Origin of the sequence: Actibacterium pelagium, from assembly GCF_002285415.1 — a bacterium.
GTDB lineage: Bacteria > Pseudomonadota > Alphaproteobacteria > Rhodobacterales > Rhodobacteraceae > Actibacterium_B > Actibacterium_B pelagium.
Map to the genome: position 1 here is coordinate 48468 of NZ_NSBU01000005.1, position 26039 is coordinate 74506.

The following is a 26039-nucleotide window of genomic DNA, read 5'->3' on the forward strand; positions in this document are numbered from 1 at the left end:
GTAAGGAGATTTCACCATGGAAGGTCAACTGGCACACATCGGCGCAGGCCTGGCAGCAATCGGTTCGGGCGCAGCCGCAATCGGTGTTGGCAACGTAGCAGGCAACTTCCTGTCGGGCGCTCTGCGTAACCCGTCGGCAGCTGGCGATCAGACCGCCACCCTGTTCATCGGTATCGCATTTGCAGAAGCACTGGGCATCTTCTCGTTCCTGGTCGCTCTGCTGCTGATGTTCGCCGTCTAATCCTAGCGGAACACTAATCCTTACGTTGGCGGGGCCGTTAATGCGGCCCCTCCGTCACCGGAAAGTTCCCTTAGGAGGACGCTATGGCGAGTGAAACAAAAGAAGCCGCCAGCCACGCAGCGGACGCAGCGGCCTCAGCGCCGGGTATGCCGCAGCTGGACTTCTCGAACTGGGGTAACCAGATCTTCTGGCTGGTGATCACGCTCGTCGTGATCTACTTCATCCTGTCGCGCATCGCATTGCCGCGCATCGCGTCGGTTCTGTCAGAGCGTCAGGGAACCATTACCAACGATCTGGCAATGGCAGAAGAGCTGAAGCTGAAAGCGCAGGAGGCAGAAGCTGCCTACCAGCAAGCGCTAACAGATGCTCGTGCTGAAGCTAACAAGATCGTGGCTGACGCCCGCGCCGAAATTCAGGCTGATCTGGATGTCGCGACGGCCAAAGCCGAAGCAGAGATTTCTGCCAAGTCGGCAGAATCCGAGAAAAAGATTGCTGAAATCCGCGAAGGCGCGATGGAAGCTGTGACCGAGGTCGCTAAAGACGCTGCGAAAGAAATCGTAAGCGCTCTGGGCCAAAAGGCAGACGCCCGTTCGGTTACTGCTGCTGTTAACGCACGGCTGAAAGGATAAGACGATGAAAAAACTGTCCATCCTTCTTGCCCTGATGGCCAGCCCGGCCATGGCCGCATCCGGCCCGTTCTTCTCTCTTGGCAATACCGACTTTGTCGTTCTGATTGCCTTCATCGTCTTCATCGGCGTGCTGGTTTACTTCAAAGTACCGGGCATGCTGGGCGGTATGCTGGACAAGCGTGCCGACGGTATCGAGGCCGAACTGGAAGAAGCGAAAGCCCTGCGTGAAGAAGCGCAAAGCCTGCTGGCCTCGTATGAGCGCAAGCAGCAAGAGGTCAAAGAACAGGCAGAGCGCATCGTCGCCCACGCCAAGGAAGAAGCTCAGACTGCGGCCGAACAGGCCAAGGAAGAGCTGGCCAAGTCGATCGCCCGCCGTCTGGACGCGGCACAGGATCAGATTGCCTCGGCTGAAGCTTCCGCTCTGAAAGAGGTTCGCGACCGCGCTGTTTCCGTGGCTGTTGCTGCAGCTGGCGATGTCATCGCGAAGAAGATGACTGCTGAAAATGCAGACGCTCTGATCGACAATGCAATTGCGGATGTTCAAAGCCGCCTGCACTGAGCGACGACTCAATACGTCAAAAAGAAACCGGGGCTCTTGCCCCGGTTTTTTTTATTGTGAGGTCTGCGCCTGAGGGAAGACCGACCTGAAGTAGTCGCTGAGGAGCACGTAGTCTTGCGGCGGTAAGGTCGTCGGGGCGATACTGACCGGTTCCAGCTGAGTTTGTTCAACCGTCGGCTGTTCGGGTTTTGGGCCGACTGATTTGTGAAGCTCGCTAAGAATCTCATTCATCAACTGGTTTTGATAAGTCTCTGCCACAGTCGTGGGCGTTATGGTTTCAGTTTCATCCATCTCTGCCTCTGATCCCATTTCTATGATCATTAGCGCTGTCTTGGCGTCCAGCCCGATCTCGGTCATCAGGTATTCAAGACGTGCTGCCAATGTTCCGGCTTCCGCTTTGGGGCCTGTGCCCGCCTGCGGATAGGACGCCTGTTCTGGTTGAGTGGCCGCCGGGGTTGCTGAGGCGACAACTGATGGCGCGGCCGGAAACATCTCTGTCTTATGGCCCAAGGCCTCTTGGTTTGGGGGCTGGGCCGCGGATCGCAGACGTTCTAGCTCTGCCTGCAATTCTGCTGCATTTCTTTCCAGCTCTACGATACGAAGGGCTTCTTGTGACGGTGACTGAACGGGGGACGCAACAGGCTGCGTTGAAACCGAATTTTGAGAATGCCGTTCAAGAAGCAGTTCGCGCAGCACATTCAACTCGCCTTTTACTTCTGCCATTTCTGCATCAACCCCAGTGTCGACTGTTTGAATTGGGGTCTGCGGTTGCGGCATCGGTGATTGCCAGTTTGCGGCCTGGGTTAGGTTCGCGTCCGTCGCTCCATTGGCGCCGTTCGGGATCGGCCAGCCGCGAGGGAGTACTGTGTAGTCCTGTCTTGCCGAAATCCAACGCAGATATGCACTGACCGCGCCAAATCCGACTAGCGACACGCGATCCACCTCATCCTGCCCGCGCCGGATGATGAGTTCGTCGCTAGAGGACAATAGCGTCTCCATCCGATCGTCCAGCGGTTGAAGAATGCGGGCAGGGACCTCTAACTCGCTAATCCCTTCTACCACGAAGAACCGGTCACCTTCGGCCGCGTTTTCCAGACGAATTTGTAGCTCGCCCCTTGAATTCAGCATGTAGGAAAGTGTCCCCTTCCGGCCCATGCAGGAATAGGTTCGTGGGCGACAGACGACTTCGAAAACATCAGTGTCGAGCCGCGGGTTGGGAGAGAAGCGCGCATAGCCGTCCGGGTCGAACCGAAAGTAAACACCATCAACCAATCCTTCTTGGAAGGTGGGCCAACCAAAGGCCCCTCTTAGTTCCTGCCGAGCCTCTCGTGCGCCGATCGCAAACAGGATAGAGGTGTCGAGGATGGCGTTTTCTGAGGCGAAATTCTCGACATTCTGAATTTGAACCTGAGAACCCGCTGCCGTCACTGAAACGCCAATGAGAAGTCCAGCAAGCGCTGTGTTTTGAAATGTAAGCATCAGAAGTCCGCCTGTGTTTGTTCAGAATGTCGAAGTGCCGGTAACCAGTCTTCTTTTTGTGGGGGGTCGGGATAGTTTCGAACGATCCGAATGTCCTGATCGCGGTACGCGGTGTACCAGACTTCGGTCTCGCCGGTGTATGGCGTCAGAATCGTGCCCTGAACCTTGTGCAGAAGAGATGTCAGGATGATCCCGTTGTTGTTGGCCGTGAAAATCTCAACGCGCCCCTGACCGCGTTCGTACAACCCTTCGAACATTCCGGTCTCTGGGTCGTAGAGTTCGATAATCGCCTCATACAGAACATCTGTGTAATCTGTATCCCAAAGTGCCCACAGGCCCAGTGCGGCTTTCGCTGCCACTGCTGCGTGATCTGGGACATAGTCGCCCCTTGGGGTCACGGTGTTCCACGGATAGCCGTCTGAAAAGATGGTGTCATAGGTAAAGTAGGGCGGGCCTTTGACGTTATGTTCCGAGCGCGCGGTCATGAACCCGGTGCGGCGCCAGCGGTTTTCCTGCACCTGGTAAATGCGGTCTGCAAATTCCGCGCGCCAACCGTCTGAGTGCAGCCAGTCAGGGCTAGAATCGTCATGGGGAAGATCAAAACCCAGTTCCAGTCCGTCCTGTAGATAGGATTCCGTGACCACGTAATTCTGAGAGTGGAAAATGCGGGGGTCGCGCCCGTCATAAGGCACCTGAACGCCATAGATTGACGCAGTCAGAAACGGCTCGGCCCGGTGGGCGAGGTATGGCTTGAAACCCCATAACGCAAAGCCCTTCGCGGCGTATTCTTCGTATCCCAGGCGCCCTTCTTGCGCGTAGACAGTCTCGCCCGAGTCCTTGTCAACGTAAGAGCCGAACATCAGTCCTTCGTCGTCGATCACATTCCGAAAGTCCCACTTCAGCAGCACTGAATCAACGGTGTTGCCAAGATGCGGGTAGCGGTTTTTGACGATCCGCAGCCAAACAAGAAAGCGGCCGATATCGAGGGCTGAAAACCCGATCTCTCCGGGCTTGTTGGTATAGTCCACCTTCGCCCCGGTCTTGGTGTGATACACTTTGTTCGGAAGCTCTTTCCGGAACAATTCTAGCCCTTTGATCGTGGTCAACAGTTGTGTGATGCGTTTGTCGAACTCGGGCTTCTCGATGATGCAAAGCTCATAAGCTGCAACCGCCCCTGCGATGTAGGACGCTGTGTCCCAAAGTGTGGTCGAAGGATAATTGCCCACCGAGTTCGCAAGGCCGGTGCTCTCTTGCGTGAAGAGTTCAAAATAGTGCCAGGCCGTCCGAGCTGCACGCATCTCTCGCTCATTCAGGAACCCCCTTCGCGGGCGATATTTGCGGACATATTCGTTGCGCCGGGTGTACCCAGAGGCCTGGTCCAAACCCTGATCAATTTTTTCGAAATAATCCTTCGGCATTTCGCACATGCGCGGCGGTTTGGTGCGCTTATGCTCACCTGCAAGCGAACTGGTTGTGGCGACGGGCAAGTTGCCGCGCATCAGGGCGGGGATATTGTCTAGATCCCCACCTGCGATGATCGGGATGATCTCTTCTTCCTGCGCCAAAAAAATGGAACGGGCGCCTGCACCTACAGAAAATACGGCCCCAGCCAGCACGGCCCCGGCACCCGCTAGAAGGGCGATACCGTAAGATACAGACTTCTTTGACGTAACTGATTTCTTCACCATGGGTCGATCCAATTGCGCGTTTCCGCCCTTGATAAACGCCATAAAGTTAACAAAACGAGAAATGGCAAAGAGGTGAAGATCTCAGAAACCCTATTGTAAACAATGCTTTGTTAACGATGCCTCGATAACGCTGGTCCCGCACGCAACCAGACCGAGGCAGTTCGATGGACCAAACGACACCAACGTCAAAGACGCAGGGAACGATCCTTTCAGAGGGTCAAGCCAGCGCGCCTGTGCCCATGCAGCGCGACAGGATGGTCCCGGGATGGGTGCGTATCGTCAGCTATGTTTTCACCCTTGGGACCAGTCTTTGTATCCTGTCGATCTCTGTACTTGCGGTCTTTTTCCAATCGTTGGTCGTGGATGAACAGCAACTGATCTTGTCACCTTTGTTCGCAATGGTTGGCGCTGTCGCCGTGTTTGGAATTCTATTGATGGAATTCGCGCACAGCCGAGCTCTTGCAGGTTACCGGGAAGACCGGCGGAAGCTGGCGCAATATGCCCAAGGCGGCATTGGCGTGCTGATTGCCCTCTTCCTGGCTTTGGTCCATCCGCTGCTTGCGTTACCCTCGTTGATCGCGGCCGCCATTTCATTCGGCGGACTTTCGTTGCTTACAAAGTATATGCGAAAGACCCCTCAGTGGGACTTCAACGCGCAGGAATCGATTCCCATTCTGTCAGGAAGAGACTTCTTTGGTTTCGGGTTGGCCACGACCTACCCCCGGTTGCCAGAGCTTGCTTGGACGTTACATCTGGCCAGTGTTGTGACCGCCGGGCTTAGCGGTATGGCAGTTTCCAGCTGGCTTGCAGGCCAAGAGGTATTGGCAGGTAATGCCGTCGGCAGTGTCGCGCTTATGTCGCTTTGGGCAGCCCATTGTCTGGGAATGCGCGCCCTTCTCAAGGCCGAAGCCCAGCCAGAAATAACTGAGCAATCCCACAGCGTCGTACCCGTCGAGCAAGCGGACGATGAAGAAGAGGAAAGCGCGGGGCTGCGCATCCGGAACCTGAGTGTTGCTATACCAGGGGGGCGTAACCTTTTGACGAATGTCTCTTTGGATCTGCCCCCGGGCAGCATCACCGGGGTGATCGGCGAAACGGGTGCCGGGAAAAGCCTGCTGCTGCAGGCTTTGTCGGACCCGTTCGGACTGCGTGGGTTGGATGTTAAGGGGCGCGTTCATGTCAATGGATCGAACATTTGGGAACGTAAGTCTTATGAGCTCGCTCCTCAGTCCGCATTCCTGCCCAATCAGCCGTTGATTTTGCCTGCTTCTGGCGAAGACAATTTGACCTGTTTCCATAAAGAATTGTCCGGCGACCGCGGGAAGCGATATCTTGAGAAACTTGTCTTTTCATCGCAAACCGCGTCGGACATCTGTGCAGTCCACGATGCCAGCTGTCTCCCCGACACTCAGAAACGGTGCCTGGCCTTTGCCAGAGCTTTTCTCTTGTCACCGCCGATCTACCTGATGGATCGGCCCGAAGACGGTCTTCCTGAGAAACAAATTGCGGCGTTGCTTGGCTTGATCCGGCAAGAGATCCGTTTGGGACGAAGTGTGATCATGGCAACCGAAAACCGCGCATTGCTTGAAGCTTGCGACAAGGTCGTCGTCTTGCAAGAAGGGCGCGTGATCGATTTTGGGGATGCGCGCGAGATGCGGACGCGACGCTCCTCTGGCTGGATGCGCTTTGTAGGGGAACGACAACTGGAGACAGAGGACAATCTGGACACATGGATCAGGTCGCATTTCAAGCGTGACGGAGATGAAGCAAACAGACGCAAGATGTGCGTGGTTGCGTCTGAAATGCTTGCCTTTTCCTGTCAGAACGCACGCGCAGCCGAGACCGAAAAACTAAGCTTCGAGTTCAAGCACTTTGAAGGGTATTGCGTCCTTAAGCTTCAGGACAAAGATTCTGCAGTCACCAACGCGCAACTGGATAAGGCCCGTAAAGCAGCAGAAGCGGCAGAAACCACAGCGAGATTGACGCCCCTTGCCGCAGTCATTCGGGAAAGCCTTGAGGTTGAAACGACGGTCGAGATGGACCGGCGTGTTCTGACGGCAAAGATTGAAACCTATGACCCGCGCAAGACGGGCTCTTTTACAGGGGTTGGGCATGCGGTTAAGAAGTCGTGAGCCCAAGAGCTTAGGGCGCCCAAAATCCGGGCCAACCATGGGCTTTCTTTGGTGGGCGGGCATTCCATTTTTACTGCTTTGGGGCGCTATTCAAATCGCTGTCGAGGTGAGTGATAACCTGACCTTGCCACGCTCTTTGGTTTTCTCCGGGGAGTTGCGGCCTGAACAGGAAGTCTTCCCGGTGATCTTGCCTCAGGGATTGGCCTTGAAAGAGGTGGTGGTCTCAGAGGGAGAGCAGGTAAACGTTGGCCAAACACTAGCAGTTCTGGATGGCGAGCGAATTGCGCTTCGGCAGCAGGAAGTGAGCGCAGAACTGGCGGCGATTGATGTCTTCCTCGCTTGCCTGCGGGCAAATGACGGGGACGTACCAATCGCGGAAGCCATGCCGCAAAGCGAGTTGGGAACGGCTGTGAAGGATGCCCTGCGCGAGTGTCGGCTCACACGTGAATCCCAAAAACTTGGCGTAGACCACCTACGTTCAGAGGTTGCGCTTTTGGAAGAACAGAAGAGCCTTCTTCAGCACAAAATCAGGCTCTCTCGATCGTTTGAGAACAAACAGGACTTCGAGGGTTTGGAAGATATCGTTTCCGCAGCTTTGGCGGCGACTAAAATAGATGAAAGAATTCTTGAAATACAGGCGAGGCGGAAGGACTTGGATCTGCAAAACGAAGACGAGATACTTGCGAAACTTCGGCAGACCAAAGCAACCAAGCGCGAGCGAGAGGACGAAAACAGACTTTTGGCAGAGGCGTTGTCGGCACCTCGCATTGTGGCGCAGGTTGCTGGGCGGGTTGGTCGGGTAAGGACCCTGCCCGAAGGCTTTCTTTCGCAGGAAGACACTGAATTCACCGTGTTGCGCCCGGGTGAGCGGGGTGGCTATTCGATGACCTTTGCATTTCCCATTCGCCATAGAGATCAAATCGGTCTGGGGGCAAAAGTCAGGGCCTCGTTGTCGGGGTGGGCTGGGCCGGGGCCCGGCCCAGAATTGCAAGGACAAGTGACGGGAATTCTGCCACCGGTTTCGACGCAATCGTCAGACCATCTGATTGCCGAGGTCACGTTAGTTCCCGCCTCGGTTCAGGCGATCGAGGCGGTTGGCCCTCGTTTGGCGTTAGACGGTCCCGGCATGGCGTCTTTGCTTAGGGTTTCCCTTGAGGAAGAAACCCTTGGTCAGGCGCTTGAACGCGTCGTGGCGCAAGACTTTGGGAACGGCGACGGCGTCATTCACCGGATATTCAAAGAGTTTGGCAGGATGCCTTCCGACTTGGAAGAGGGCTAAGCGGGAGCTTAGGTGCCATCGAAGGCGCAGAGCGCGTGTACGTCCATTCCCAAGGCCTCGATGTGTTTGCGCCCGCCCAATTCGGGCAGATCGACAACAAATGCGCAGCCGACGATTTCGCCACCTAGCCGCTCAACCAGTTTGATCCCGGCTTCAGCGGTGCCACCGGTCGCCAAAAGGTCGTCCACGATCAGGATGCGCTCGCCGGGTTGGATTGCGTCGTCATGAATCTCGACAACCGCTTCGCCATATTCCAGTTGGTATTCTTCGCTGATAGTCGTGCCCGGCAGTTTGCCTTTCTTGCGAACTGGCACGAAGCCAACCGTCAACTGATGCGCGATGGCGCCACCGAGGATGAATCCCCGCGCTTCCAGTCCCACGACTTTGTCGATCTGGAGGCCAGCGTAGGGATGCAACAATTGATCAATCGCCATGCGGAACCCGCGAGGATCGGCAAAAAGCGTCGTCACATCGCGAAACATGATCCCTTCATGGGGAAAGTCCACGATGGTTCGGATGTAGTCTTTGACAGAGTTGGAGCGGGTCATCGGCACAGCCTGTTGTTGAAAGCGTGCCTTTTGTGGCTGAACTACCATGTGACCTCAAGAGTGGATCAGGAATATTTGTGGCTGAAAGGGTTCGATGAAGCAGCTTTAGCAACCACGGCGGGTTGGACTTGTCAAAATTCATCCGATCCCACACGTGAAATTCGGGTCTCCACCCGAGAGTTCGAGAAAGAACACCCCGTGATGAAACGGTCATAGCGGTCCAAAACGGTTGTTTCTGGCGTATTTATGCGTCTTTTCCCGTCTTCTTGGGCAATCTCGGGTTACGTTCGGCTGACATTCATGTTAGCGCGCGACAACCCTCGATACCTGATCAAACGCGCGTGGTGCCAAAGTGTCCCAGAACCCCTATTCCGCATTTGCCAAAGGCCTGATGTCGAACGTGACGGGTTTTAACCCTCCGAAGATGACACCGGCCATCTGGAAGACAGAGCTTCTTTCTGGACTGACTGTGGCGCTGGCCTTGGTGCCCGAAGCCGTTGCCTTTGCTTTTGTCGCCGGTGTGCACCCGCTAGTTGGTCTTTATGCGGCCTTTATGGTCGGGCTTATCACCGCGCTGATCGGTGGCCGGCCGGGGATGATCTCGGGCGCAACCGGGGCTTTGGCGGTAGTCATGGTCGCGCTGGTGGCAGAGCACGGCGTTGAATACTTGTTCGCGACGGTCGTTCTTATGGGGATCTTGCAAATTCTGGCCGGGATTTTCCGTTTGGGTCGGTTTATCCGGCTGGTGCCGCACGCGGTTATGCTGGGCTTTGTGAACGGTCTGGCAATCGTAATTTTCCTTGCTCAATTGGGGCAATTCAAGGTGCAGGGCACAGCGGAACCGGGACACGGTTTGGGTGGCGGAGAGTGGCTGTCAGGCGCACCCCTTTACACCATGCTGGGTCTGGTGGTGCTGACCATGGCGATCATCTGGCTGCTGCCGAAGGTCACCAACGTGATCCCGGCGCCCTTGGCTGGTATCGTCGTTGTCGCGCTGATTGTGATCGGGTTGAACCTTGATGTCCCGCGCGTTGGCGACATGGCCGAGATCGCTGGCGGCCTGCCGGCCTTCCATATCCCGATGGTGCCGCTTAACTGGGCCACTTTCGAGATCATCCTGCCCTATGCCTTGATCCTTGCTGCAATCGGCTTGATTGAAAGTCTGCTGACCCTGAACCTAGTTGGTCAGATGACAGACCAGCGCGGCGGAGCGAGCCAGGAGTGCATCGCCCAAGGTGTCGCGAACACCGTGACCGGATTCTTCGGCGGTATGGGTGGTTGCGCGATGATCGGTCAGTCGATGATCAACGTAAAGTCAGGCGGCCGGACCCGTATCGCCGGGATTGCGGCTGCGCTATTCCTGCTAAGCTTCATCCTGTTTGCCTCGCCGCTGATCGAGCAAATCCCGCTGGCAGCGCTTGTTGGTGTGATGTTCATGGTGGTGATCGGGACATTCGCTTGGAACACCTTCCGGATCATGCGTGTGTCGACCAAGTTCGCCAGCTTTGTGACGATCCTTGTGACAGTTGTGACCGTCATGGAAGACCTTGCAATCGCGGTTGTCGTCGGTGTGATTGTCTCGGCCCTGCAATACGCTTGGGTCAACGCGTCACGGATTTCGGCCAAGGCCTATACCACGCCCGAAGGTGGCAAAGTCTATCAGGTACAAGGGCCGCTGTTCTTCGGCTCCGCCGCCGGATTTGGTGAGCTGTTTGATGTCAAAAACGACCCTGCGCTGGTCATTGTCGACTTTGCTGACAGCCGCGTTGCGGATCAGTCCGCCCTGAACGCGATCGAAGAACTGGCGACCAAGTATCACGAGGTCGACAAAGAGATCGAACTGCGACACCTGTCTGCCGACTGCAGAGGCCTGCTGGAACAAACTGGGTTGATTGTCACGGAAAGCGACGACGATCCGGACTACCAGCTGGCCGCGAACTATAAGGTTCAGACCGGTCTGTTTGCTGGCGGACACTAGGTTAAAGTAGGGGCAGGGACCTTCCTTGTCCCGCAAACACTTAGGTGTACCGCGACAAGCCTGATCGGCGCACAGAAGCAGTGCAGCAAGACGTCTTTACTTTTTGAACAGCGCGTGGTCATTCGATCGGATGAAGTTGCCTTTGTCCAAATTCCAGATCGCCATGATGCTTGCGCTGCTTGCCGCTCTTTGCTGGGCAGGAAACCAGGTCATGGGCCGGTTCGTGCGTGACACCATTCCGCCGATCGGGCTGACATTTTGGCGCTGGACCATGTGTGCGACCCTTCTGACGCCGTTTGCCTTGCCGAAACTGCTGAAAGAGTGGCCCATCGTGCGCCGCAACTGGAAGCTTCTTTTTGGACTGGGGTTGTTGGGTAGCGCGATGTTTCAGGCGATGGTTTACATCGGCCTGCATACGACGACTGCGATCAACGGGCTATTGCTGAACTCTACTGGGCCAGTATTCACGCTTTTCATCGCCATGATCGTCTTGAAGGAAAAGGCGACCCTTCGCCAGTTTATCGGTATCGCGGTATCCTTCTGCGGTGTCGCGTGGCTGGTTCTGCGCGGCGATCTGGGTTCTTTGGGGGCTTTGCAATTTACGGTTGGCGACATCTGGATCGTGGGCGCGATGTTCGTCTGGGGCCTGTATTCGGTGCTTTTGCGGTTCCGTCCTAGCGGCCTGTCTGACCTGACGCTCGTCTATATCGTCGCCTTGGTGGCAGCGTTCATGCTGTCGCCGCTGATGGTCTGGGAAGTGTCGCGCGGACAGGTTGTTCCGCTGAATATGCAAGGCATTCTGGCGGTGGGCTATGTCGCTGTTTTCGCCTCGATCGTCGCATTCCTAAGCTTCAATGCAGCGGTCGCGCGTATTGGTCCGACAAAGGCGGTGACCTTCCTGCATTTCATTCCGGTTTTCGGCACAATTCTGGCGATTGTTTTTCTGGGCGAAAGGCTGGCTTCCTATCACCTGACCGGATTTGCCGTTGTCATGGTCGGCGTATATCTTGCGACCATGGGGAAGACGAATGCACCTGACGCTTGAGAACGCCGAGGCGCTGTTGCCCGGCGGGTTGCAACCCACATCGGTCTCTATTGAAAATGGATTGATCGTTATGGGTAAAGGCCGTTCGGTTGATCTGACCGGCTGCCGTATATTTCCCGGAATTGTCGATCTGCATGGCGATGGATTTGAGCGCCATCTTGCCCCGCGTCGTGGCGCGATGATGGATATGTCCGAAGGCCTGTTCGCCGTGGATGCAGAGCTGGCGGCCAACGGGATCACCACGGCGGTTTTGGCGCAGTTCTGGTCCTATGAAGGCGGGATGCGACGGCCAGAGTTTGCGCAGAAACTGGTTAATGCGCTTTTGCAGGTTGGCGATGATCTGTTGACGGATATGCCGCTGCAATTGCGTTTGGAAACCCATCTGATTGATGAATACCCCGACGCCGAGGCTTTGATTGATCGGGCCGGGATCAAATACGTGGTCTTCAACGATCACCTGCCGCACGATGCGCTTGAGAAGGGCAAACGTCCCCCGCGGCTGACCGGGCAGGCGCTGAAAAGCCGCCGGTCGCCAGAGGCGCATTGGGCGCTGCTGCAAGAGCTGCACAATCGCGGGCCAGAGGTTCCAAAGGCCCTAGCCGCTTTGGCCGCGCGTCTGCGTGACAAGGGCGTTCAATTGGGCAGCCATGATGACGCCACGCCGGAAGAGCGCTCTGCCTTCCGCGAGATGGGCGCGCGGATTGCCGAGTTCCCCGAGACCCGAGAGGCAGCAGAGGCGGCGCAGTCTGCTGGCGATCCAATTGTGCTTGGGGCACCAAATGTGATGCGCGGCGGGTCGCATGCGGGCAATGTCGCAGCAGCAGAGCTGATCAAGGATGGGCTATGCGACGCCATCGTCTCGGATTACCATTACCCGTCAGTTCGCCGTGCAGCGGTGCAACTGGCGGATACTCTCGGGTTGGAAGCGGCTTGGCGGTTGGTGTCCGAACGCCCTGCCGAGATTCTGGGCCTGACCGACCGTGGCCGGATTGAGCCGGGGCTGCGGGCGGATCTGGTGGTGCTGGACCCGAAGGGGCGTGTTGGCGCAACATTCAGTGCGGGCCAGCTTGCATTTGCGCGCGGGGCAATCGCGGCTCGGATCATGGGGACAGGGTGAAAGTATTCCTTCTAACAGCGCTGACGATGGTGGCCTTTTCTGCCAACTCGCTGTTGAACCGGGCTGCTTTGACCGACGGTGACATTGGTCCCGGGGCCTTCGCCCTTATCCGCGTGGCTGCCGGGGCGATCGTGCTTATCCTGTTGGTAGCTCTGCGGGACAAAGCACTGCGGGCACCTAAGTTTGATTGGGCCGCTGTCGCTGGGCTGTCGGCCTATATGCTTGGCTTCTCTTACGCCTATATTCAGCTGGATGCAGGTCTGGGCGCATTGATCCTGTTCGCAGGTGTTCAGGTTACCATGTTCGCGGGTGCCGTTCTGGGCGGTGAACGCCCGCACATCGCGCGCTGGGCCGGAATGGTCTTGGCGCTGGCAGGGCTTGCACTGCTTGTTTGGCCCGACGGTCAGATCAACCTGCCCCCGCAAAGCGTGGCTTTGATGTCCGTGGCGGCGATTGGGTGGGGCGTGTATTCGCTGATCGGGCGCGGTATCGCGGACCCGCTGGCCGCGACGGCGGCGAATTTCCTTTATACCTTGCCAGCGGTCTTGCTGATCCCGCTGGTGGCCGGGGGGCTGCTTGAGGCCAACACCAAGGGTGTTCTGCTGGCGATCCTGTCGGGTGGCGTGACCTCTGGGCTGGGTTATGCGCTGTGGTACAGTCTTTTGCCGAAACTGGGTGCAACCCGCGCGGCGCTGGCGCAACTTTCGGCCCCGGTAATTGCCGTGGTGGCAGGCGCGATCCTGTTAGGAGAGGCCGTAACACTGAAGGCTGTTCTGGCCTCGGGCCTGATCCTTGGCGGGATTGCGTTGGGCGTGGTCTGGCCTCAGCTGACGATACGCTCCAAAGGGTCGTAATAGATGCCGTCGCCCCAGGCGATGTCGATCAAGCTGGAAGGTTTGAAGCGGAGAACCGAAAGCTCTTCCCGTGTCACGAATTGGCGATTGTGAACGATGGCTTCGGGGTCCTGCCATTCAGAAGAAAGCTGACCCGATTGCAGGGTACAGCGAAAGAAGACCTCTACCTGATGGAAGCCATGATCGGGTGAATGAAACTCGTTCACCAGACAGGGCAGGCCGACCTTGATGGTCAGGCCGGTTTCCTCGAACACTTCGCGCGCAAGGTTTTCTGGCAGCGAGGATCCGGGTTCAGCCCCGCCTCCGGGGACACACCACAGGTCGCTTTTGTTGCCGGGGTAGGCATTGACGACCAAAAGGCGGTCATCCTGCATCAGTACGGCGCGGGCGGCCAGTCGGATCGGGCGATAGGGCATAGGCGCAGCCTGTCGCAAGCGGTCGGGCCGGGCAAGGGAATTGTATCTGGGGTGTTCCACTGTGGGTGCGGGACGACTATGTCAGAAGGATGCGTCGGATTTTAAGCGTCACTCTCTTGGCTGTCCCCGGTCTTGCACAGGCAGACTGCGTGGTTCTTCTGCACGGCCTTGCCCGGACCGAAGCCTCTTGGACTGTGATGGGCGAGGTGCTGGAGGCGCGTGGATACGATGTCGTACGACAAGGCTATCCGTCGACTGAGAAGACCATACAGGAGCTTGCAAAGTCCGTGGATGATGGGCTGAAGGCATGCGATGGGCCTGCTCATCTGGTCACCCATTCGATGGGAGGCATTCTCGTCCGGCAATGGATGGCTGAAACCAATGACCCACGCGTGCAGCGTGTGGTCATGTTGGGGCCGCCCAATCAGGGCTCTGAACTTGTCGATGAGCTAGGGGAGCTGGCCCCATTCGAATGGATCAACGGGCCTGCAGGAATGCAGCTTGGGACCGGTGAAGAAAGCCTGCCCCGAAGCCTGCCTGCCGTCACGTTCGACCTGGGGGTCATTGCAGGCGACCAAAGCGTCAGCCCGGTCTATTCTCAGCTGATCCCGGGCGATGATGATGGCAAGGTCTCTGTCGCCTCGACCAAGGTCGACGGGATGGCCGATCACATCATCTTGCCCGTGACCCACACCTTCATGATGAACGACCCGCAGGTGATCTGGCAGGTCGAAGCCTTCCTGACCAACGGAAAGTTCAGTGACAACCCGGGATTCTGGGGCGCCATTGGAGAGCTGGCGGGCGACTAGACCTTTTCGGTCAGCTAGATGACACAGCAAGCGACCGGTGTCGAAAGCGGGGTGCAGCTATCGACATCAGTACTTGGAGCGCTGCGATCAGGTCTTCCCTTCCACGAGGACCGGATGCCGTATGTCGGGGCGAAGTCAACTTTGACGTGGCTCGGGGAAGGCACCGACAAGGGCCAAAGAAAAACCCGGCGCGAAGGCCGGGTTTTTTTGGATTAGGGCTGTTCGTCTTCGTCGTCGCCGCCGGGAAGGTTGAAGAAGCTGTCTGCGTCGGGCAGGTCTTCCTCTTTCTCGTCTTCGTCGTTGTCGGACAGCGAGAAGGTTTCCAGACCAGAGATCGCTGTGGGGATCTTGGGCTCGGTGTCCATCTCCAGCGACTGTTCGGTCGACAGCAGTTTGCGGCGCTCATCATCGGACATCGCTTCGCCTTCTGCGGCTTTCTTGGCGGCGGCTTTCTGAACGGCGGCGTCCAGTTCCGACTGTTTACACAGGCCAAGCGCAACCGGGTCGATGGGCTGCATGTTGGCGATGTTCCAGTGGGTACGTTCGCGGATCGACTGGATCGTCGGCTTGGTGGTGCCCACCAGCTTGGCGATCTGACCGTCGGTCAGTTCGGGGTGGAACTTCACCAGCCACAGGATCGAGTTCGGACGGTCCTGACGCTTGGACAGCGGGGTGTAGCGCGGGCCACGGCGTTTTTCTTCGCCCACGGCAGCGGCGTTGAACTTCAGCTTCAGCTTGTACAGCGGATCGGCTTCGGCCTTGTCGATCTCTTCCTGGGTCAGCTGGTTGTTCGCGACCGGGTCAAAACCTTTGACGCCACCGGCGACGTCACCATCGGCGATGCCTTGCACTTCCAGCTCGTGCAGTTCGCAGAAATCGGCGACCTGCTTGAAGGTCAGGGTCGTGTTGTCCACCAGCCAGACGGCGGTTGCCTTTGCCATAATCGGTTTGGCCATTGGATCTCTCCTTTACATACATCTCTCCCGTCGGGTGAAATGGGTGGTCCGGGCTGGACCTTATCCGCAATTTCGGGGAGGTTGCGGCTTATATAGGGACGTTCTGGCAAAGAGGAAAGAGGAAATGCGCTGGTTACTGATGCTGGTCCTGTCAGCGGGCCTTGCCCGGGCTGACGGGGAACGGGCCGGGGATTTCGACTATTACGTCCTGGCGCTCAGCTGGTCACCGACTTTCTGTGCTCTGGAAGGCGAGGCACGCGGCAACCCGCAGTGCGACCGCCCGATGGGCTGGGTTCTGCATGGGCTGTGGCCGCAATATGACGACGGCTGGCCCAGCTATTGCTGGACGTCTTTCCAAGAGGCGACCCGGGCTCAGACCTCTGCGATGGTTGATATCATGGGGTCGTCGGGGTCGGCTTGGCATCAGTGGAAGAAGCACGGACGCTGTTCAGGCCTGTCCGCTGGGGAATATTTCGACGCGGCCCGCACGGCCTATGACACCGTTAACCGTCCCGAGGTCTTTCGCAAACTGGACCGCGATGTGCGCCTGCCGCCTCGGGTGGTTGAAGACGCGTTCTTGAAGGCCAACCCGGAATGGGAGGCCGACATGCTGACGATCACCTGCAAGTCAGGCCGGATCCAAGAGGCGCGGCTGTGTCTGACCAGGGATTTTGAACCTAGAGTGTGCGGTCAGGATGTCGTTCGGGATTGTTCGATGTCCAACGCCTTGTTCGAGGCGATCGACTGATCAAGCTGCTGGCGGCCTCACTTGGATCAAAATAGCCTTTTAAAAGCAAAACGCCCACCGCGGAGGTGGGCGTTTAAATATCGTTGCCAAGGATCGCTATTTATCTTTGCCGCCACCACCGCCGGTGCCGCCGCCGCCGCCCTGACCGTTGCCGCCACCGTTACCGTTGTCGGCACCCTGACCCGGACCATCACCGCTGCCGCCACCGCCGACCTCGCCGGCGAGATCGGAGTCTAGGCTGCCATTGGAGCCGCCATCGCTAATGTTGCCAGTCGTCACGACGCAGTTTTGGCCAGAGTCGCAGACCTCTTGATAATACGACCCGTCTTTGGACAGGGTAACGGTCTTGAAAGAACCATCGGGGTTGAAAAGACGTATCTCTTTTGTCCCGTCTTTTTTGATCTCTTCATAGCGGCTTTCCTTACCTTTCATGAAGGTAATGGTAATGCGCGACCCGTCGGCATTGCGGAACTCTATCTTAACCGGGATCAGGCCGGGGCTGCTTCCCGAAGAGGTTTTTCTGGGGATGTTGAACCGGGCGTCGATCTTGCCGATCCGACCTGACGCGCGCAGGCGGACAGATTTGCTCGAAACCTGCTTTTTCCATGAATACTTCTTATGAGCGCCCTTGGGAGCAAGGGCGACGATCTCGTTCGAGATGGCTCTGTCCAGTACTGCGTTTGATTGCGCGAGGACGGGTGCCGCCGAAACTGCTGCGTAGAATGCGACAGCGGACACTAGTACTTTCAGAACCTTTAACAGAGCCTTATGCATCTCTTGTTCCTCACGGATCCCCCTGTCGGAAATCTACGCGCAAAGCTGTGTTCCAGCGCGGAAACAATGGGGGCGTTAAGGAATAAGTAACCAATCAAACGTGGCTGAAGTGGGGCTCTGTCGGGGAGAGTCTGAAGCAGCAAGGTGACGATTTGTCTGTATCGAGCTGTAAATGTATGGGTTTAGTGGCTATTGGTTGACGTTTGGTCAGCTTAAGTCCGGATTTGGAAACAATGCTCGCCCGGCCAATAAATTGGCCAGGATGACTGAGTCTCTGGTTTCTGTGTTTTGGGAAGCGTTATCGCTAACCGAGGTCGAGCACGATCTTTCCAATGTGGGTAGAGCCTTCCATACGCGCGTGAGCTTCTGCGGCTTCTTCCAATTTAAACCGGCTGTCCATGACTGGGGCGATGCGCCCGTCATTCAACAAGGGCCAGACCTTTTCACGCAATTCGGCGGCAATGGCGGCCTTTGCGGCATCCGACTGGGGGCGCAGGGTCGAACCGGTGATGGTCAGGCGGCGCATCATGACCTGCGCGAAGTTCAGCTCGATCTTGGGACCCTGAAGAAAGGCGATCTGGACGAGGCGACCATCATTGGCCAGTACGCGCACATTGCGGGGCAGGTAGTCGCCACCAACCATGTCCAGGATAAGGTTCGGCCGGCCCTCTGCCTTGAGAACCTCGACGAAGTCTTCCTCGCGGTAGTTGATTGCGCGATCGGCACCCAGTTTCAGGCAAGCCTCGCATTTTTCGGCAGAACCAGCCGTGACGACAACTTTTGCACCACAGGTCTTGGCCAGTTGGATCGCGGTTGTTCCGATCCCGGACGATCCGCCGTGGATCAGGAAGGTTTCTCCTTCTTTCAAGCCGCCGCGCATGAAGACGTTGGACCAGACGGTGAAAAAGGTCTCTGGCAGGCAGGCCGCTTGGTCAAGGGGCATGCCCGTTGGGATCGGCAGGCAATGGGCGGCAGGGGTCGCCACGTATTCGGCATAGCCGCCGCCTGGCAGCAGGGCACAGACCTGATCCCCGACTTTCACACCAGTCACGTCCGAGCCGACGGCGACCACTTCCCCCGCGCCTTCAAGGCCGGGTAGGTCGCTGGCGGTGGGGGGCGGGGCATAGCTGCCGGCGCGTTGCAGAGCGTCGGGGCGGTTCACACCTGCGAAGGCCAGTTTGATGACCACATCTTTCGGCCCCGGGCTGGGCACCGGGCGTTCGCAGATTTGCAGGACCTCGGGTCCGCCGGGTTCAGTTATTTCGACGGCGCGCATGGTTTGGGGCAGGGACATGGTTACTCCGAATTGGTCTTGCGGAAAGTGCCGGGCAGGTTGCTAAGCGGATCCGCACCAGGGGCGCGGATTTTGCTAAGCACGGCATTGGGACCGGCGAAGAGGGTTTTTAGCAGCGGGTTCTCACGCGACTTTGCCTTGAACTTCTCGAACTGCATGACGTTGTCGATGCGGCGGTCAAGAAACTCCCACGTGCGGTGGTGGTCCGGGCTTTCGTCGCCAAGCCAATAAAGGACGGTCGAGCCATAGACGCCTGAAAGCGTCGCGCGCTTCGTATACCAGTTCACGTCATTCGACGTGTCGCCTAAGGCGGTCCAGATGTGATCGCAGGTTTCCCAGATCGCGCGGGCGCCATCGGGGGCGTTGGTGGGCAGAGAGAAGAGCGTTGTTCCGCGCCGAACTAGTTCCTTGTCTTCGACCAGTTCCAAGCGCAGACGGACTGCACGCGCAATCCGGTCGCGAAAGCGCAGCTCTGACAGGTCCTCGGATTTCAGCGCTTCGACCATCGCGGCGTCACCAGAGCGATGATATGCCAGAGCCAGATCAACTGCCCCGCGCGGGTACATTGCCCGGGCCTGATCTATCGATAGGCCCGAATCGGCAGCGGCCTCGCGTAGGGTCAGATCGCTCCACCCATCAAAGGGGACATGTGTCAAAGCGGCCTGTAGCAGCTGGGTTTTGGGGTCTTGGGGCGCGTCGGTCATGGCTTCCTCGTATTCCGTGCCACCATGCTAGACAAGTGCAGAGGGCTTTGCTATATGGCCACCTCCTGCTTTTGACAGCAACTCTAGATTAGAAAGGTGGTGTAAACCACATGCAGGTTAGCGTTCGCGACAATAACGTCGATCAGGCTCTTCGTGCCCTGAAGAAAAAGCTTCAGCGTGAAGGTGTTTTCCGTGAGATGAAACTCCGTCAGCACTTTGAAAAGCCGTCCGAGAAAAAAGCGCGCGAGAAGGCCGAAGCAATTCGCCGTGCTCGTAAGTTGGCTCGTAAGAAGGCACAGCGCGAAGGTATGCTCTAAGCATCTGTTCGACTGCGAACTGGGGCTTTAGGGCCCCCTTGATGACCCCCGCGCGAAGGCTCGGGGGTTTGTCGTTTTTAGGACTGAAGGAATGTTCGGGATGGAACATATTACACCGTTTATTGCCTATATCGTGGCGCTTGGTATCGCTGCTGTCATCCCGGGGCCGGGTGTGGCGGCGCTGGTTGGGCAGGCGCTGGGCGGCAATCGACGAACTTCCTTTGTGTTTCTGGCAGGCATCGCGCTTGGCGACGTGGTGTATCTGACTGTCGCGGTGGTTGGGTTGGCGGCTGTCGCGCAGACCTTTGCCAGCGCCTTCATGCTGATCAAGCTCTTGGGCGGGGCTTATCTGATCTATATGGCGCTGAAGTTCTGGTTCAGCGATACCGGGCTGTCACGGGTGAAGGCCGCGAAAGAGCAATCAGATACAGCCGCATTCATGTCGGGTTTCGCGATTACGCTTGGAAATCCGAAGACCATTGTTTTCTATCTGGCGCTGTTGCCGACGGTGATGGACCTAAACGCGGTTGGGATTGCAGAATGGGCCGTGCTGGCAGTTCTGACGGTTCTCGTACTCTTCGTCGTCCTTGCGCCCTACGTTCTGCTGGCATCCAAAGCGCGCGCGATGATGACCCAGCCCAAAGCGCTGCGCCGTCTTAACCGGGTCGCGGCGACGGCCATTGGCGGGGCGGGTGCAATCCTTGTCAGCGAAGTTGCGATGTCGGCGCTGCGCCGAACTTAGGCTTTGGGTTTCACGTCGAACCCTGCTTCGGCCATCAGCTTGTCCGAGGCGGTTTCTACCACGTCCTCTAGATGCGCCATAAAGGCACCGGTTTCCATGCCGGGTTCGACAGGTTCAAGAAACTCGACAACAGCCAATCCGGGCTTCCGGTAAATCCCCGTGCGGGGCCAAAAGACGCCAACATTGGTCGCAGCGGGAACGCAGGTTTGGTTCAGCTCTGTATACAGAACTCCTGTGCCCACCTTGTAAGGGCGTTCGACCCCGGGCGCGACGCGGGTGCCTTGCGGATAGATGATCAGCTGGCCTGGGCGTTGCCGCCCCGAGGCGACGTCGGCAACCATCTTCCTGACAGCTTCACCCCGCTTGCCGCGGTTGACCGCGACACAGCCGATCCGCGCGGCATAGGCGCCAAGGATCGGTGCCCATTTGAGGGTATGCTTCATGATGAACTTCGGCCGAGGGACGACTGAAACGATCATGATAATGTCGAAGAAGGATTGGTGTTTCGAGGCGATAATCAGCTCGCCTGATGGTACGGTGCCACGAATTTCAGACTTCAGGCCGACCATCCAGCTGGCGGTCCAGCGGACCCAACGGCAATAGGTATGAATGCCGGCGTAGGCGCCGCGACGATCAATGATCATCCAAGGTGTGAACAAAAGGCCCATGATCACCATCATCAGGTACATCTGGCCGACGAAGATCAGGGACCGAAGCCATTGCAGCGCATAGTTCATAGTGTTGTCTCTTTCAGCAATCGCATCACCGTAACCCGTGTTGCCAGATAGGCAACAGCTGCAACCAGCGGTACCACCAAGAATGGCACAAGCCAGCCAAGCCCGTTCGGGGGTAGTGCGGTCAGGAAGCTGCCAGCAGCCGGATCGTTTGGCAGCAGCAGGGTGGCGATAATCCCCAACCCAGTGCCCAGCAATGCACCCGCCACCGCACGTCCGGTGAAACGCCAGACGAAGGCTCGGGCGATAAAGCGGTCCTCGGCCCCGACAAGGTGCAGAACGTCAATTTCCTGCTTGTTCGACGCCAGCGCGGATTGTGTTGACAGCGCGACCATGACGGCCAGCGTCGCAAAGGTCAGGCCAAGCGCAGCCCAGCCCAGATTGCGCATCCGTTTTGCAGCATCAATCAGCGGTGCGCGCCAGCGGCTGTGGTCGTCGAACGTCGCCGATGGGACCTCGGCCTGAAGGCGCAGGTTCAGCCCAAGCGTATCAATCCCGTCAGGGGATAACTCAACCTCGATCAGGCTGGGCAGGGGCAGATCTTGCAACGGCAGGTCGGGGCCCAGCCATGGTGCAAGAAGGGCGGCGTGTTCGTCCTCGGACAAAATGCGGGCAGCGTTGACGCCAGTCGTGGTTTCCAGAATGACCAGCGCGGCCTGAACCTGTTCAGGCTCGTGCGGGGACGCAATGCGAACGGTTGCGGTGCCGGCCAGCGTTTGCCCCCAAAGCGCAGCCTGCCGGTGCGCCGCCATCGTCAGGACCAGCGCAAATACCGCCAGAAAGGACATTGCGGCCGCGGCAGCAAGGGTAAGCCGACCGGTCAGTTTTGAGGGGGGCACGAAACGTCCGTCCCCCTGCGACCCGCGAAGAAAATCCAGCAAAGAGGTCACAAGCTTGCCCCCGCCAGTTGCACCTGCCGGTCGCGAATGCGCAGAACGCGGGCTTCGACCTGTGTTTTGGCCGCGCGGATCAGGTTCAGGTCATGGGTCGCAAGGACAATTGTTTTGCCCATCTTGTTTAGTTCGATCAGCAATTGCAGCAAGCGCTGCGCCATTTCCCAGTCGACATTTCCGGTGGGTTCGTCGGCAAGAATCACTTCGGGGTCGATCATGACAGCGCGGGCAAGGGCGGCGCGTTGGCGCTCCCCACCCGATAGTTCGGCTGGCAAGGCGTCGGACCGGTGCGCGAGGCCTACCCAGACCAAAAGGTCTGCCAGGTTCTGGCGGTCCGCCGGTGTCAGTTGACCCGCGATTTGCAGGGGCAGGGCAATGTTTTCAGCCAGCGATAGGTGATCCAGAAACCGGCAATCCTGATGCACCACACCGATCCGGCGCCGGGTTCGGGCCAATTGGTCGCGTGCCATGTTTGTGCTGGCAATTCCGAAAAGTTGCACATGGCCGCGTGTCGGTCGCAGCTCTCCGTAAAGCAATTTCAGAAGTGTCGATTTGCCCGCCCCTGACGGGCCGGTCAAAAAGTGGAACGATCCCGGCGCGAATTGCACCGACACATCGGTTAGCAGCGCGGAGCCGCCGTAGCTTTGCGTGACATTTTGCAACTCGATCAAGGGTGGGCTCCGATGCAGATCAACAGCTATTTGCCTGACAACCTTCAAGGATTCAATCTTAGGCGTTGGCAAATGTTTTGATTAAAGCTGCTGAATGGTTCACAATAGCCGAAACAATGCCAGATTGGCTCCAAAAAAGGTTGCAGAGGTGAGCAGATGCGCCTGACATGTCCGAATTGCCAAGCCCAGTATGAGGTTGGCGAAGATGCCATTCCAGAAACTGGTCGTGACGTGCAATGTTCCAATTGCAAGACAACTTGGTTTCAAGAGCGCCCAGCACCGGTGGCGCAGCCTACGCCAGCCCCGATTCCCGATCGCCCGATTTCAGAGCCGGTAGTCGCTGAAGATCGTAAACCCAAAGGTGGATCGGTCGAAGATTCCATTCTGGGTATCCTTCGCGAAGAAGCAGAACGCGAGCAGCGCGCCCGCGCCGAAGACCGCGAAGCAGCCAGCAGCGCAGTCAGCAAGCTGTCGGAGGGCCTGCAGGCGCCAAACCCGGATTCGGAAAGGGATGGTCCAAGCGGCCCTGACCTGGGTGAGCGTCCCAAGCCTGATACCACCACCGAAACGGTCGATAACACTGCGACGTCGGAAGATGCCGATCGCCTGCGCGATGGCGGCCTGACCGATGAAGTGCGCATTAGCCAGACGTTGAAAGAAGTGACCGCCAACCTGCCCAATGAAGACGGTGGGGCCGGCGATGCTGCCAAAGGCGGGTCTGGCTTCAGCCGCGGGTTTGCGATGGTTATCGTTCTGTTTGGCTTGGGGATGGTCTGTTATACCTTCGCGTCGACCATCGTCAGTTATGTACCGCAAGCAGAACCTTATCTGCAGCAATACATTGTCTTCGTGGACGAGATGCGGCTCAAACTGGACGAGATGATTATCAACCTCGTCGCCATGATCGAGGCCAAAACCGGATCCTGATCCGCGTGATCAGAACCTCTCTAGCAATCGTCTGAGATAGTCCAGTTCCTGCTCTGGCCGTTCTTGTTCGGAAGAGCGGCGGCGGATTTCTTCCATCAGGCGGCGTGCCCGGTCATAGACATCGTCACCCGGCAAGATCGTGTCTTCGCGGCCCGCAAACTGGCCAGAGTTTCCGTCTTCGCGGCCAAGCGGATCGCGGGGGCTCGCCTCTCCGTTCCTTGCTTGATCTTGACCCTGATCGCCTTGGTTCTGTTGCTGGGCCAAGGCCTCGCCCAAATTGCGCATCCCTTCACGCAGGGCGTCCATGGCATCTGCCTGATCGTCCAAAGCGCCGGCCGTATCGTCATCGCGCAGGGCTTCCTCGGCACGCTCCATCGCGCGGCCAGCACGGTCCAGCGCGTCTCGTGTCGCCTGGCCTAACTCTCCACCCAAGCCGGGCAGGTTGCGTTGCTGCTCGTCCAGTTGGCGTTGCAGGTCGCCCTGGCGGTCTGCCAAGCTGCGGCGCTGACCTTCGCCACCCTGCTGGCCCTCGCCTTCTTGCCCCTGTTGTCCTTGCTCGGAGTTGAAGCGGTCCTGAAGGTCGCGGAAGGCTTCGTCGCTGAGCCCTTGTTGTTCACGCAGTGTCTCGGACAGGCCCTGCAAGGATTGCTGACCTTGGCCCTGACCTCCTTGGCCTTGAGTGACCTGCATGTTCTCCAGCATCTGGCGCAGCTGTTCCAGAAGTTGCATCGCCTCGGCGGTGCGGCCTTGCTGCATCAGCTCTTGAATGCGATCCATCATGGATTGCAGGTCTTGCTGGGTCATCTCCTGTTGCTGACCGTTGTCCGCCGTATCAAGATTCTCCTGCGGCTCTGCCTGTTCAGCAAGCATGCGCAGGTATTCGTCCATTGCCTGACGAAGCTCTTCCATCAACTCTGCGATTTCCTCGTCGGTTGCTCCGTTGCGCATTGCCTCGGACAGGCGATCCTGCGCGCGCTCCAACCGCTCGCGGGCGCTGTCCAGATCGCCATCTTCGATTTCGATGGCCAGATCCCAAAGACGCTTGGCAATCTCATCCCGCTTGGCGCCGTCCAATCCGTCTTTGGCGGCGGCATCCAGATCCCGCCCGATCGAACGCAGACGCAGGTAAATGCCGCTTTGAAGCGATAGATCGTCTGGCTGATATAGAACTGTGCGCAAAAGCTGCGAGGTTCGCTTGGCGTTTTCGCGGCTCCATAGAAGGTCACGGCGCATTTCGATCAGCGCGGCTGCAACCGGATCAAAGAAGCGCCGGCCACCAAGATTACGCAGGACCAGCTCTTCCGCGCTGGTCTGACCGATGGAGTCGTCGACTTCGAACGACAGCGCCACCGGCAGGCGCGCCCAAGCATGTTCCGAGAAGTTTTCGACCAGCAATTCTTCAAACTCTTCCCGATTGCCGCTTAGAGGCATCGGCAGGTCGACAATGATTTCGTCGCGCGGTTCTGGGTCGATCTGCAAGCCATGGCGGCGGTCGACGCCGTCTAGGTCCAGCCGGATTGTAACCCGGCCTGCGACAACACCATAGTCGTCACGCGCGGAAAAGGGTTGCTGAATCTCACCACCGCGCCCACCGCGCATGTTCTCGGTGACTTCGACCTCGGGCAGTTCATCGGGCAGCATCAGCACCTGCCAACTGCGCCCCCCGGGTCCGACAATGGAAAGCTTGCCCTCTTGGGTGACTTCTAGCTGGTGCTGCATCCGCGGATCGCCTTCAGCGGCCGCAGGAAGCGGGCCAGAGATATCCTGTTCCAGCAACAGATCGCCCGGTGTGCCATAGAACCGCAGCGTCACGACTGCACCACGAGGGACGGTCATTTCTTCGGCATCGATATCATTGAGATAGAGGCTGGGCAGCCCGGTGTAGTTGGGCGGCTCGATCCAACCCTCCCATGCGGGCCCTTGCGCCAGTGCGGCACCGGCCGGGTTTGTGGCGTGGGCACCAACCGTGGCGACCCGCCCAAACGATCCAAACAGCAGCGCGACAAGGAAGGCCGTAAAGGCAACGTATCGCAGGCCGAACGGATCGCGGCGCGAGACGCGCAGGTCGGGTTCGACAGCCCGGACGCCTTCCAATCGTGCGGCCATACGCTTTTGGTGTGCTTGCCAGACAGCGCGGGATTGCGTGTCATCCGATCCGATGGCCTGCTGATCATCCAGCGCGGCCAGCGGGCGCCCGGGCAAAGTGGCATCCAAGGCAAGCTGTGCGTCAGATCGGGACGGCCAGTGGAACTGTTTGACCCCACGGGCCAGTGTCCAGATCAGCGCGCCGCCCCCAAGCAGCAGGCCCGCCCACAGGACTTCGAAGCGAAGGACTTCGTGTAGACCAAGAAGAAGCGCTCCGGCGACGACAAACAGAACTGTCCACGTGGGCCAGAAGGCTTTGACCAGCCGTTCAGCGACCAACCCTGCGCGGGTCAGGCCAAGGGCCCGGCGCAGGGATTTCGGTCGTGTAATGTCAGAACTTTGCTGAGTCGCCATGAACCA

26 protein-coding genes and 1 pseudogene are annotated in these 26039 nt (G+C 58.1%); 15 read left to right on the forward strand and 12 right to left on the reverse strand.

Features of this window, described 5'->3' with window-relative positions:
• Positions 1–16: 16 nt before the first annotated feature.
• The 3 genes from CLM58_RS05270 (at position 17) to CLM58_RS05280 (ending at position 1429) form a co-directional block, all read left to right on the forward strand.
• Entirely contained in the window at positions 17–241 is a 225-nt protein-coding gene (locus CLM58_RS05270) for a F0F1 ATP synthase subunit C (protein ID WP_095594895.1), read from the forward strand.
• An 83-nt stretch (positions 242–324) separates the two neighbouring features.
• Entirely contained in the window at positions 325–870 is a 546-nt protein-coding gene (locus tag CLM58_RS05275; protein WP_095594896.1) for a F0F1 ATP synthase subunit B', read from the forward strand.
• Positions 871–874: 4 nt separating this feature from the next.
• The gene (locus CLM58_RS05280) at positions 875–1429 is read left to right on the forward strand and encodes a F0F1 ATP synthase subunit B (RefSeq protein ID WP_095594897.1); all 555 of its coding nucleotides are present in this window, start codon (positions 875–877) and stop codon (positions 1427–1429) included.
• 51 nt (positions 1430–1480) lie between these two features.
• Here the strand turns inward: CLM58_RS05280 and CLM58_RS05285 are convergent, their stop codons facing one another.
• Complete coding sequence (locus CLM58_RS05285; protein ID WP_095594898.1) at positions 1481–2908, reverse strand: hypothetical protein; 1428 nt, start codon at positions 2906–2908, stop codon at positions 1481–1483.
• Positions 2908–4638: a DUF3131 domain-containing protein gene (locus CLM58_RS05290; protein WP_233132990.1), complete on the reverse strand. Its 1731-nt coding sequence runs from the start codon at positions 4636–4638 to the stop codon at positions 2908–2910. The genes CLM58_RS05285 and CLM58_RS05290 overlap by 1 nt, the downstream gene beginning before the upstream one ends.
• A gap of 122 nt (positions 4639–4760) precedes the next feature.
• Between CLM58_RS05290 and CLM58_RS05295 the strand changes: the two genes are divergently transcribed.
• Together CLM58_RS05295 and CLM58_RS05300 are read left to right on the forward strand one after the other, a co-directional pair.
• Positions 4761–6728, forward strand: coding sequence for an ATP-binding cassette domain-containing protein (locus CLM58_RS05295; RefSeq protein WP_095594899.1), 1968 nt, complete (start codon positions 4761–4763; stop codon positions 6726–6728).
• A 37-nt stretch (positions 6729–6765) separates the two neighbouring features.
• Positions 6766–8007, forward strand: a complete 1242-nt coding sequence (locus CLM58_RS05300; RefSeq protein ID WP_095594900.1) for an HlyD family secretion protein — start codon at positions 6766–6768, stop codon at positions 8005–8007.
• Between the two features lie 8 nt (positions 8008–8015).
• Here the strand turns inward: CLM58_RS05300 and CLM58_RS05305 are convergent, their stop codons facing one another.
• Complete coding sequence (locus CLM58_RS05305; protein WP_095595207.1) at positions 8016–8555, reverse strand: adenine phosphoribosyltransferase; 540 nt, start codon at positions 8553–8555, stop codon at positions 8016–8018.
• Between the two features lie 391 nt (positions 8556–8946).
• Here CLM58_RS05305 and CLM58_RS05310 point away from each other — a divergent pair, with 391 nt between their 5' ends.
• The 4 genes from CLM58_RS05310 (at position 8947) to CLM58_RS05325 (ending at position 13549) form a co-directional block, all read left to right on the forward strand.
• The gene (locus CLM58_RS05310; protein ID WP_095594901.1) at positions 8947–10533 is read left to right on the forward strand and encodes a SulP family inorganic anion transporter; all 1587 of its coding nucleotides are present in this window, start codon (positions 8947–8949) and stop codon (positions 10531–10533) included.
• A gap of 130 nt (positions 10534–10663) precedes the next feature.
• On the forward strand, positions 10664–11578 hold the full coding sequence (locus CLM58_RS05315; RefSeq protein WP_095594902.1) for a DMT family transporter: 915 nt from the start codon (positions 10664–10666) through the stop codon (positions 11576–11578).
• Positions 11562–12695, forward strand: coding sequence for an alpha-D-ribose 1-methylphosphonate 5-triphosphate diphosphatase (locus CLM58_RS05320; RefSeq protein WP_095594903.1), 1134 nt, complete (start codon positions 11562–11564; stop codon positions 12693–12695). The genes CLM58_RS05315 and CLM58_RS05320 overlap by 17 nt, the downstream gene beginning before the upstream one ends.
• On the forward strand, positions 12692–13549 hold the full coding sequence (locus tag CLM58_RS05325) for a DMT family transporter (protein ID WP_095594904.1): 858 nt from the start codon (positions 12692–12694) through the stop codon (positions 13547–13549). Before CLM58_RS05320 ends, CLM58_RS05325 begins: the two co-directional genes overlap by 4 nt.
• Here CLM58_RS05325 and CLM58_RS05330 read toward each other — a convergent pair.
• Positions 13519–13965, reverse strand: coding sequence for an NUDIX domain-containing protein (locus CLM58_RS05330; RefSeq protein WP_095594905.1), 447 nt, complete (start codon positions 13963–13965; stop codon positions 13519–13521). The genes CLM58_RS05325 and CLM58_RS05330 overlap by 31 nt on opposite strands.
• 89 nt (positions 13966–14054) lie before the next feature.
• Between CLM58_RS05330 and CLM58_RS05335 the strand changes: the two genes are divergently transcribed.
• Complete coding sequence (locus tag CLM58_RS05335) at positions 14055–14774, forward strand: alpha/beta fold hydrolase (protein ID WP_095594906.1); 720 nt, start codon at positions 14055–14057, stop codon at positions 14772–14774.
• A gap of 212 nt (positions 14775–14986) precedes the next feature.
• On the opposite strand, the gene CLM58_RS05345 is transcribed toward CLM58_RS05335, so the two are convergent.
• Positions 14987–15730, reverse strand: coding sequence for a DUF1013 domain-containing protein (locus CLM58_RS05345; RefSeq protein WP_095594908.1), 744 nt, complete (start codon positions 15728–15730; stop codon positions 14987–14989).
• A gap of 124 nt (positions 15731–15854) precedes the next feature.
• On the opposite strand from CLM58_RS05345, the gene CLM58_RS05350 reads away from it, so the two are divergent.
• Complete coding sequence (locus CLM58_RS05350) at positions 15855–16478, forward strand: ribonuclease T2 family protein (RefSeq protein ID WP_095594909.1); 624 nt, start codon at positions 15855–15857, stop codon at positions 16476–16478.
• A gap of 96 nt (positions 16479–16574) precedes the next feature.
• Here CLM58_RS05350 and CLM58_RS05355 read toward each other — a convergent pair whose 3' ends face one another.
• From CLM58_RS05355 to CLM58_RS05365, 3 genes are all read right to left on the reverse strand, one after another.
• The gene (locus tag CLM58_RS05355; protein WP_095594910.1) at positions 16575–17252 is read right to left on the reverse strand and encodes a hypothetical protein; all 678 of its coding nucleotides are present in this window, start codon (positions 17250–17252) and stop codon (positions 16575–16577) included.
• Positions 17253–17556: 304 nt separating this feature from the next.
• Positions 17557–18540, reverse strand: coding sequence for an NAD(P)H-quinone oxidoreductase (locus CLM58_RS05360; RefSeq protein ID WP_095595208.1), 984 nt, complete (start codon positions 18538–18540; stop codon positions 17557–17559).
• Positions 18541–18548: 8 nt separating this feature from the next.
• A complete protein-coding gene (locus CLM58_RS05365) occupies positions 18549–19250 on the reverse strand; it encodes a COQ9 family protein (protein ID WP_095594911.1) in 702 nt (233 codons plus the stop codon).
• 110 nt (positions 19251–19360) lie between these two features.
• Here CLM58_RS05365 and rpsU point away from each other — a divergent pair, with 110 nt between their 5' ends.
• Together rpsU and CLM58_RS05375 are read left to right on the forward strand one after the other, a co-directional pair.
• On the forward strand, positions 19361–19567 hold the full coding sequence (gene rpsU, locus CLM58_RS05370) for a 30S ribosomal protein S21 (protein WP_036556662.1): 207 nt from the start codon (positions 19361–19363) through the stop codon (positions 19565–19567).
• 100 nt (positions 19568–19667) lie between these two features.
• A complete protein-coding gene (locus tag CLM58_RS05375) occupies positions 19668–20309 on the forward strand; it encodes a LysE family translocator (protein ID WP_095595209.1) in 642 nt (213 codons plus the stop codon).
• Here the strand turns inward: CLM58_RS05375 and CLM58_RS05380 are convergent.
• From CLM58_RS05380 to CLM58_RS05390, 3 genes are read right to left on the reverse strand one after another with little or no spacing between them, the layout of a single operon-like run.
• The gene (locus CLM58_RS05380; RefSeq protein ID WP_095594912.1) at positions 20306–21046 is read right to left on the reverse strand and encodes a lysophospholipid acyltransferase family protein; all 741 of its coding nucleotides are present in this window, start codon (positions 21044–21046) and stop codon (positions 20306–20308) included. The two genes, CLM58_RS05375 and CLM58_RS05380, sit on opposite strands and share 4 nt — an antisense overlap.
• Positions 21043–21933, reverse strand: a complete 891-nt coding sequence (locus CLM58_RS05385) for a cell division protein FtsX (RefSeq protein WP_095594913.1) — start codon at positions 21931–21933, stop codon at positions 21043–21045. The genes CLM58_RS05380 and CLM58_RS05385 overlap by 4 nt, the downstream gene beginning before the upstream one ends.
• The gene (locus CLM58_RS05390; protein ID WP_095594914.1) at positions 21930–22607 is read right to left on the reverse strand and encodes a cell division ATP-binding protein FtsE; all 678 of its coding nucleotides are present in this window, start codon (positions 22605–22607) and stop codon (positions 21930–21932) included. Before CLM58_RS05390 ends, CLM58_RS05385 begins: the two co-directional genes overlap by 4 nt.
• Positions 22608–22763: 156 nt before the next feature.
• On the opposite strand from CLM58_RS05390, the pseudogene CLM58_RS17465 reads away from it, so the two are divergent.
• Positions 22764–22859, forward strand: a pseudogene (locus tag CLM58_RS17465) (DUF7836 family putative zinc-binding protein); the annotation flags it as partial.
• A 30-nt stretch (positions 22860–22889) separates the two neighbouring features.
• The gene (locus CLM58_RS05395) at positions 22890–23534 is read left to right on the forward strand and encodes a hypothetical protein (protein ID WP_233132993.1); all 645 of its coding nucleotides are present in this window, start codon (positions 22890–22892) and stop codon (positions 23532–23534) included.
• Positions 23535–23543: 9 nt separating this feature from the next.
• On the opposite strand, the gene CLM58_RS05400 is transcribed toward CLM58_RS05395, so the two are convergent.
• Positions 23544–26033, reverse strand: coding sequence for a DUF4175 domain-containing protein (locus tag CLM58_RS05400; protein WP_095594916.1), 2490 nt, complete (start codon positions 26031–26033; stop codon positions 23544–23546).
• Positions 26034–26039 lie beyond the last annotated feature (6 nt).

Bases quoted from the DNA above. Each gene is read 5' to 3' on its own strand.
- CLM58_RS05270 (WP_095594895.1), top strand. From the start codon at position 17: ATGGAAGGTCAACTGGCACACATCGGCGCAGGCCTGGCAGCAATCGGT.
- CLM58_RS05275 (WP_095594896.1), top strand. From the start codon at position 325: ATGGCGAGTGAAACAAAAGAAGCCGCCAGCCACGCAGCGGACGCAGCG.
- CLM58_RS05280 (WP_095594897.1), top strand. From the start codon at position 875: ATGAAAAAACTGTCCATCCTTCTTGCCCTGATGGCCAGCCCGGCCATG.
- CLM58_RS05285 (WP_095594898.1), bottom strand. From the start codon at position 2,908: ATGCTTACATTTCAAAACACAGCGCTTGCTGGACTTCTCATTGGCGTT.
- CLM58_RS05290 (WP_233132990.1), bottom strand. From the start codon at position 4,638: ATGGCGTTTATCAAGGGCGGAAACGCGCAATTGGATCGACCCATGGTG.
- CLM58_RS05295 (WP_095594899.1), top strand. From the start codon at position 4,761: ATGGACCAAACGACACCAACGTCAAAGACGCAGGGAACGATCCTTTCA.
- CLM58_RS05300 (WP_095594900.1), top strand. From the start codon at position 6,766: ATGGGCTTTCTTTGGTGGGCGGGCATTCCATTTTTACTGCTTTGGGGC.
- CLM58_RS05305 (WP_095595207.1), bottom strand. From the start codon at position 8,555: ATGACCCGCTCCAACTCTGTCAAAGACTACATCCGAACCATCGTGGAC.
- CLM58_RS05310 (WP_095594901.1), top strand. From the start codon at position 8,947: ATGTCGAACGTGACGGGTTTTAACCCTCCGAAGATGACACCGGCCATC.
- CLM58_RS05315 (WP_095594902.1), top strand. From the start codon at position 10,664: ATGAAGTTGCCTTTGTCCAAATTCCAGATCGCCATGATGCTTGCGCTG.
- CLM58_RS05320 (WP_095594903.1), top strand. From the start codon at position 11,562: ATGCACCTGACGCTTGAGAACGCCGAGGCGCTGTTGCCCGGCGGGTTG.
- CLM58_RS05330 (WP_095594905.1), bottom strand. From the start codon at position 13,965: ATGCCCTATCGCCCGATCCGACTGGCCGCCCGCGCCGTACTGATGCAG.
- CLM58_RS05335 (WP_095594906.1), top strand. From the start codon at position 14,055: ATGCGTCGGATTTTAAGCGTCACTCTCTTGGCTGTCCCCGGTCTTGCA.
- CLM58_RS05345 (WP_095594908.1), bottom strand. From the start codon at position 15,730: ATGGCCAAACCGATTATGGCAAAGGCAACCGCCGTCTGGCTGGTGGAC.
- CLM58_RS05350 (WP_095594909.1), top strand. From the start codon at position 15,855: ATGCGCTGGTTACTGATGCTGGTCCTGTCAGCGGGCCTTGCCCGGGCT.
- CLM58_RS05355 (WP_095594910.1), bottom strand. From the start codon at position 17,252: ATGCATAAGGCTCTGTTAAAGGTTCTGAAAGTACTAGTGTCCGCTGTC.
- CLM58_RS05365 (WP_095594911.1), bottom strand. From the start codon at position 19,250: ATGACCGACGCGCCCCAAGACCCCAAAACCCAGCTGCTACAGGCCGCT.
- rpsU (WP_036556662.1), top strand. From the start codon at position 19,361: ATGCAGGTTAGCGTTCGCGACAATAACGTCGATCAGGCTCTTCGTGCC.
- CLM58_RS05375 (WP_095595209.1), top strand. From the start codon at position 19,668: ATGGAACATATTACACCGTTTATTGCCTATATCGTGGCGCTTGGTATC.
- CLM58_RS05380 (WP_095594912.1), bottom strand. From the start codon at position 21,046: ATGAACTATGCGCTGCAATGGCTTCGGTCCCTGATCTTCGTCGGCCAG.
- CLM58_RS05400 (WP_095594916.1), bottom strand. From the start codon at position 26,033: ATGGCGACTCAGCAAAGTTCTGACATTACACGACCGAAATCCCTGCGC.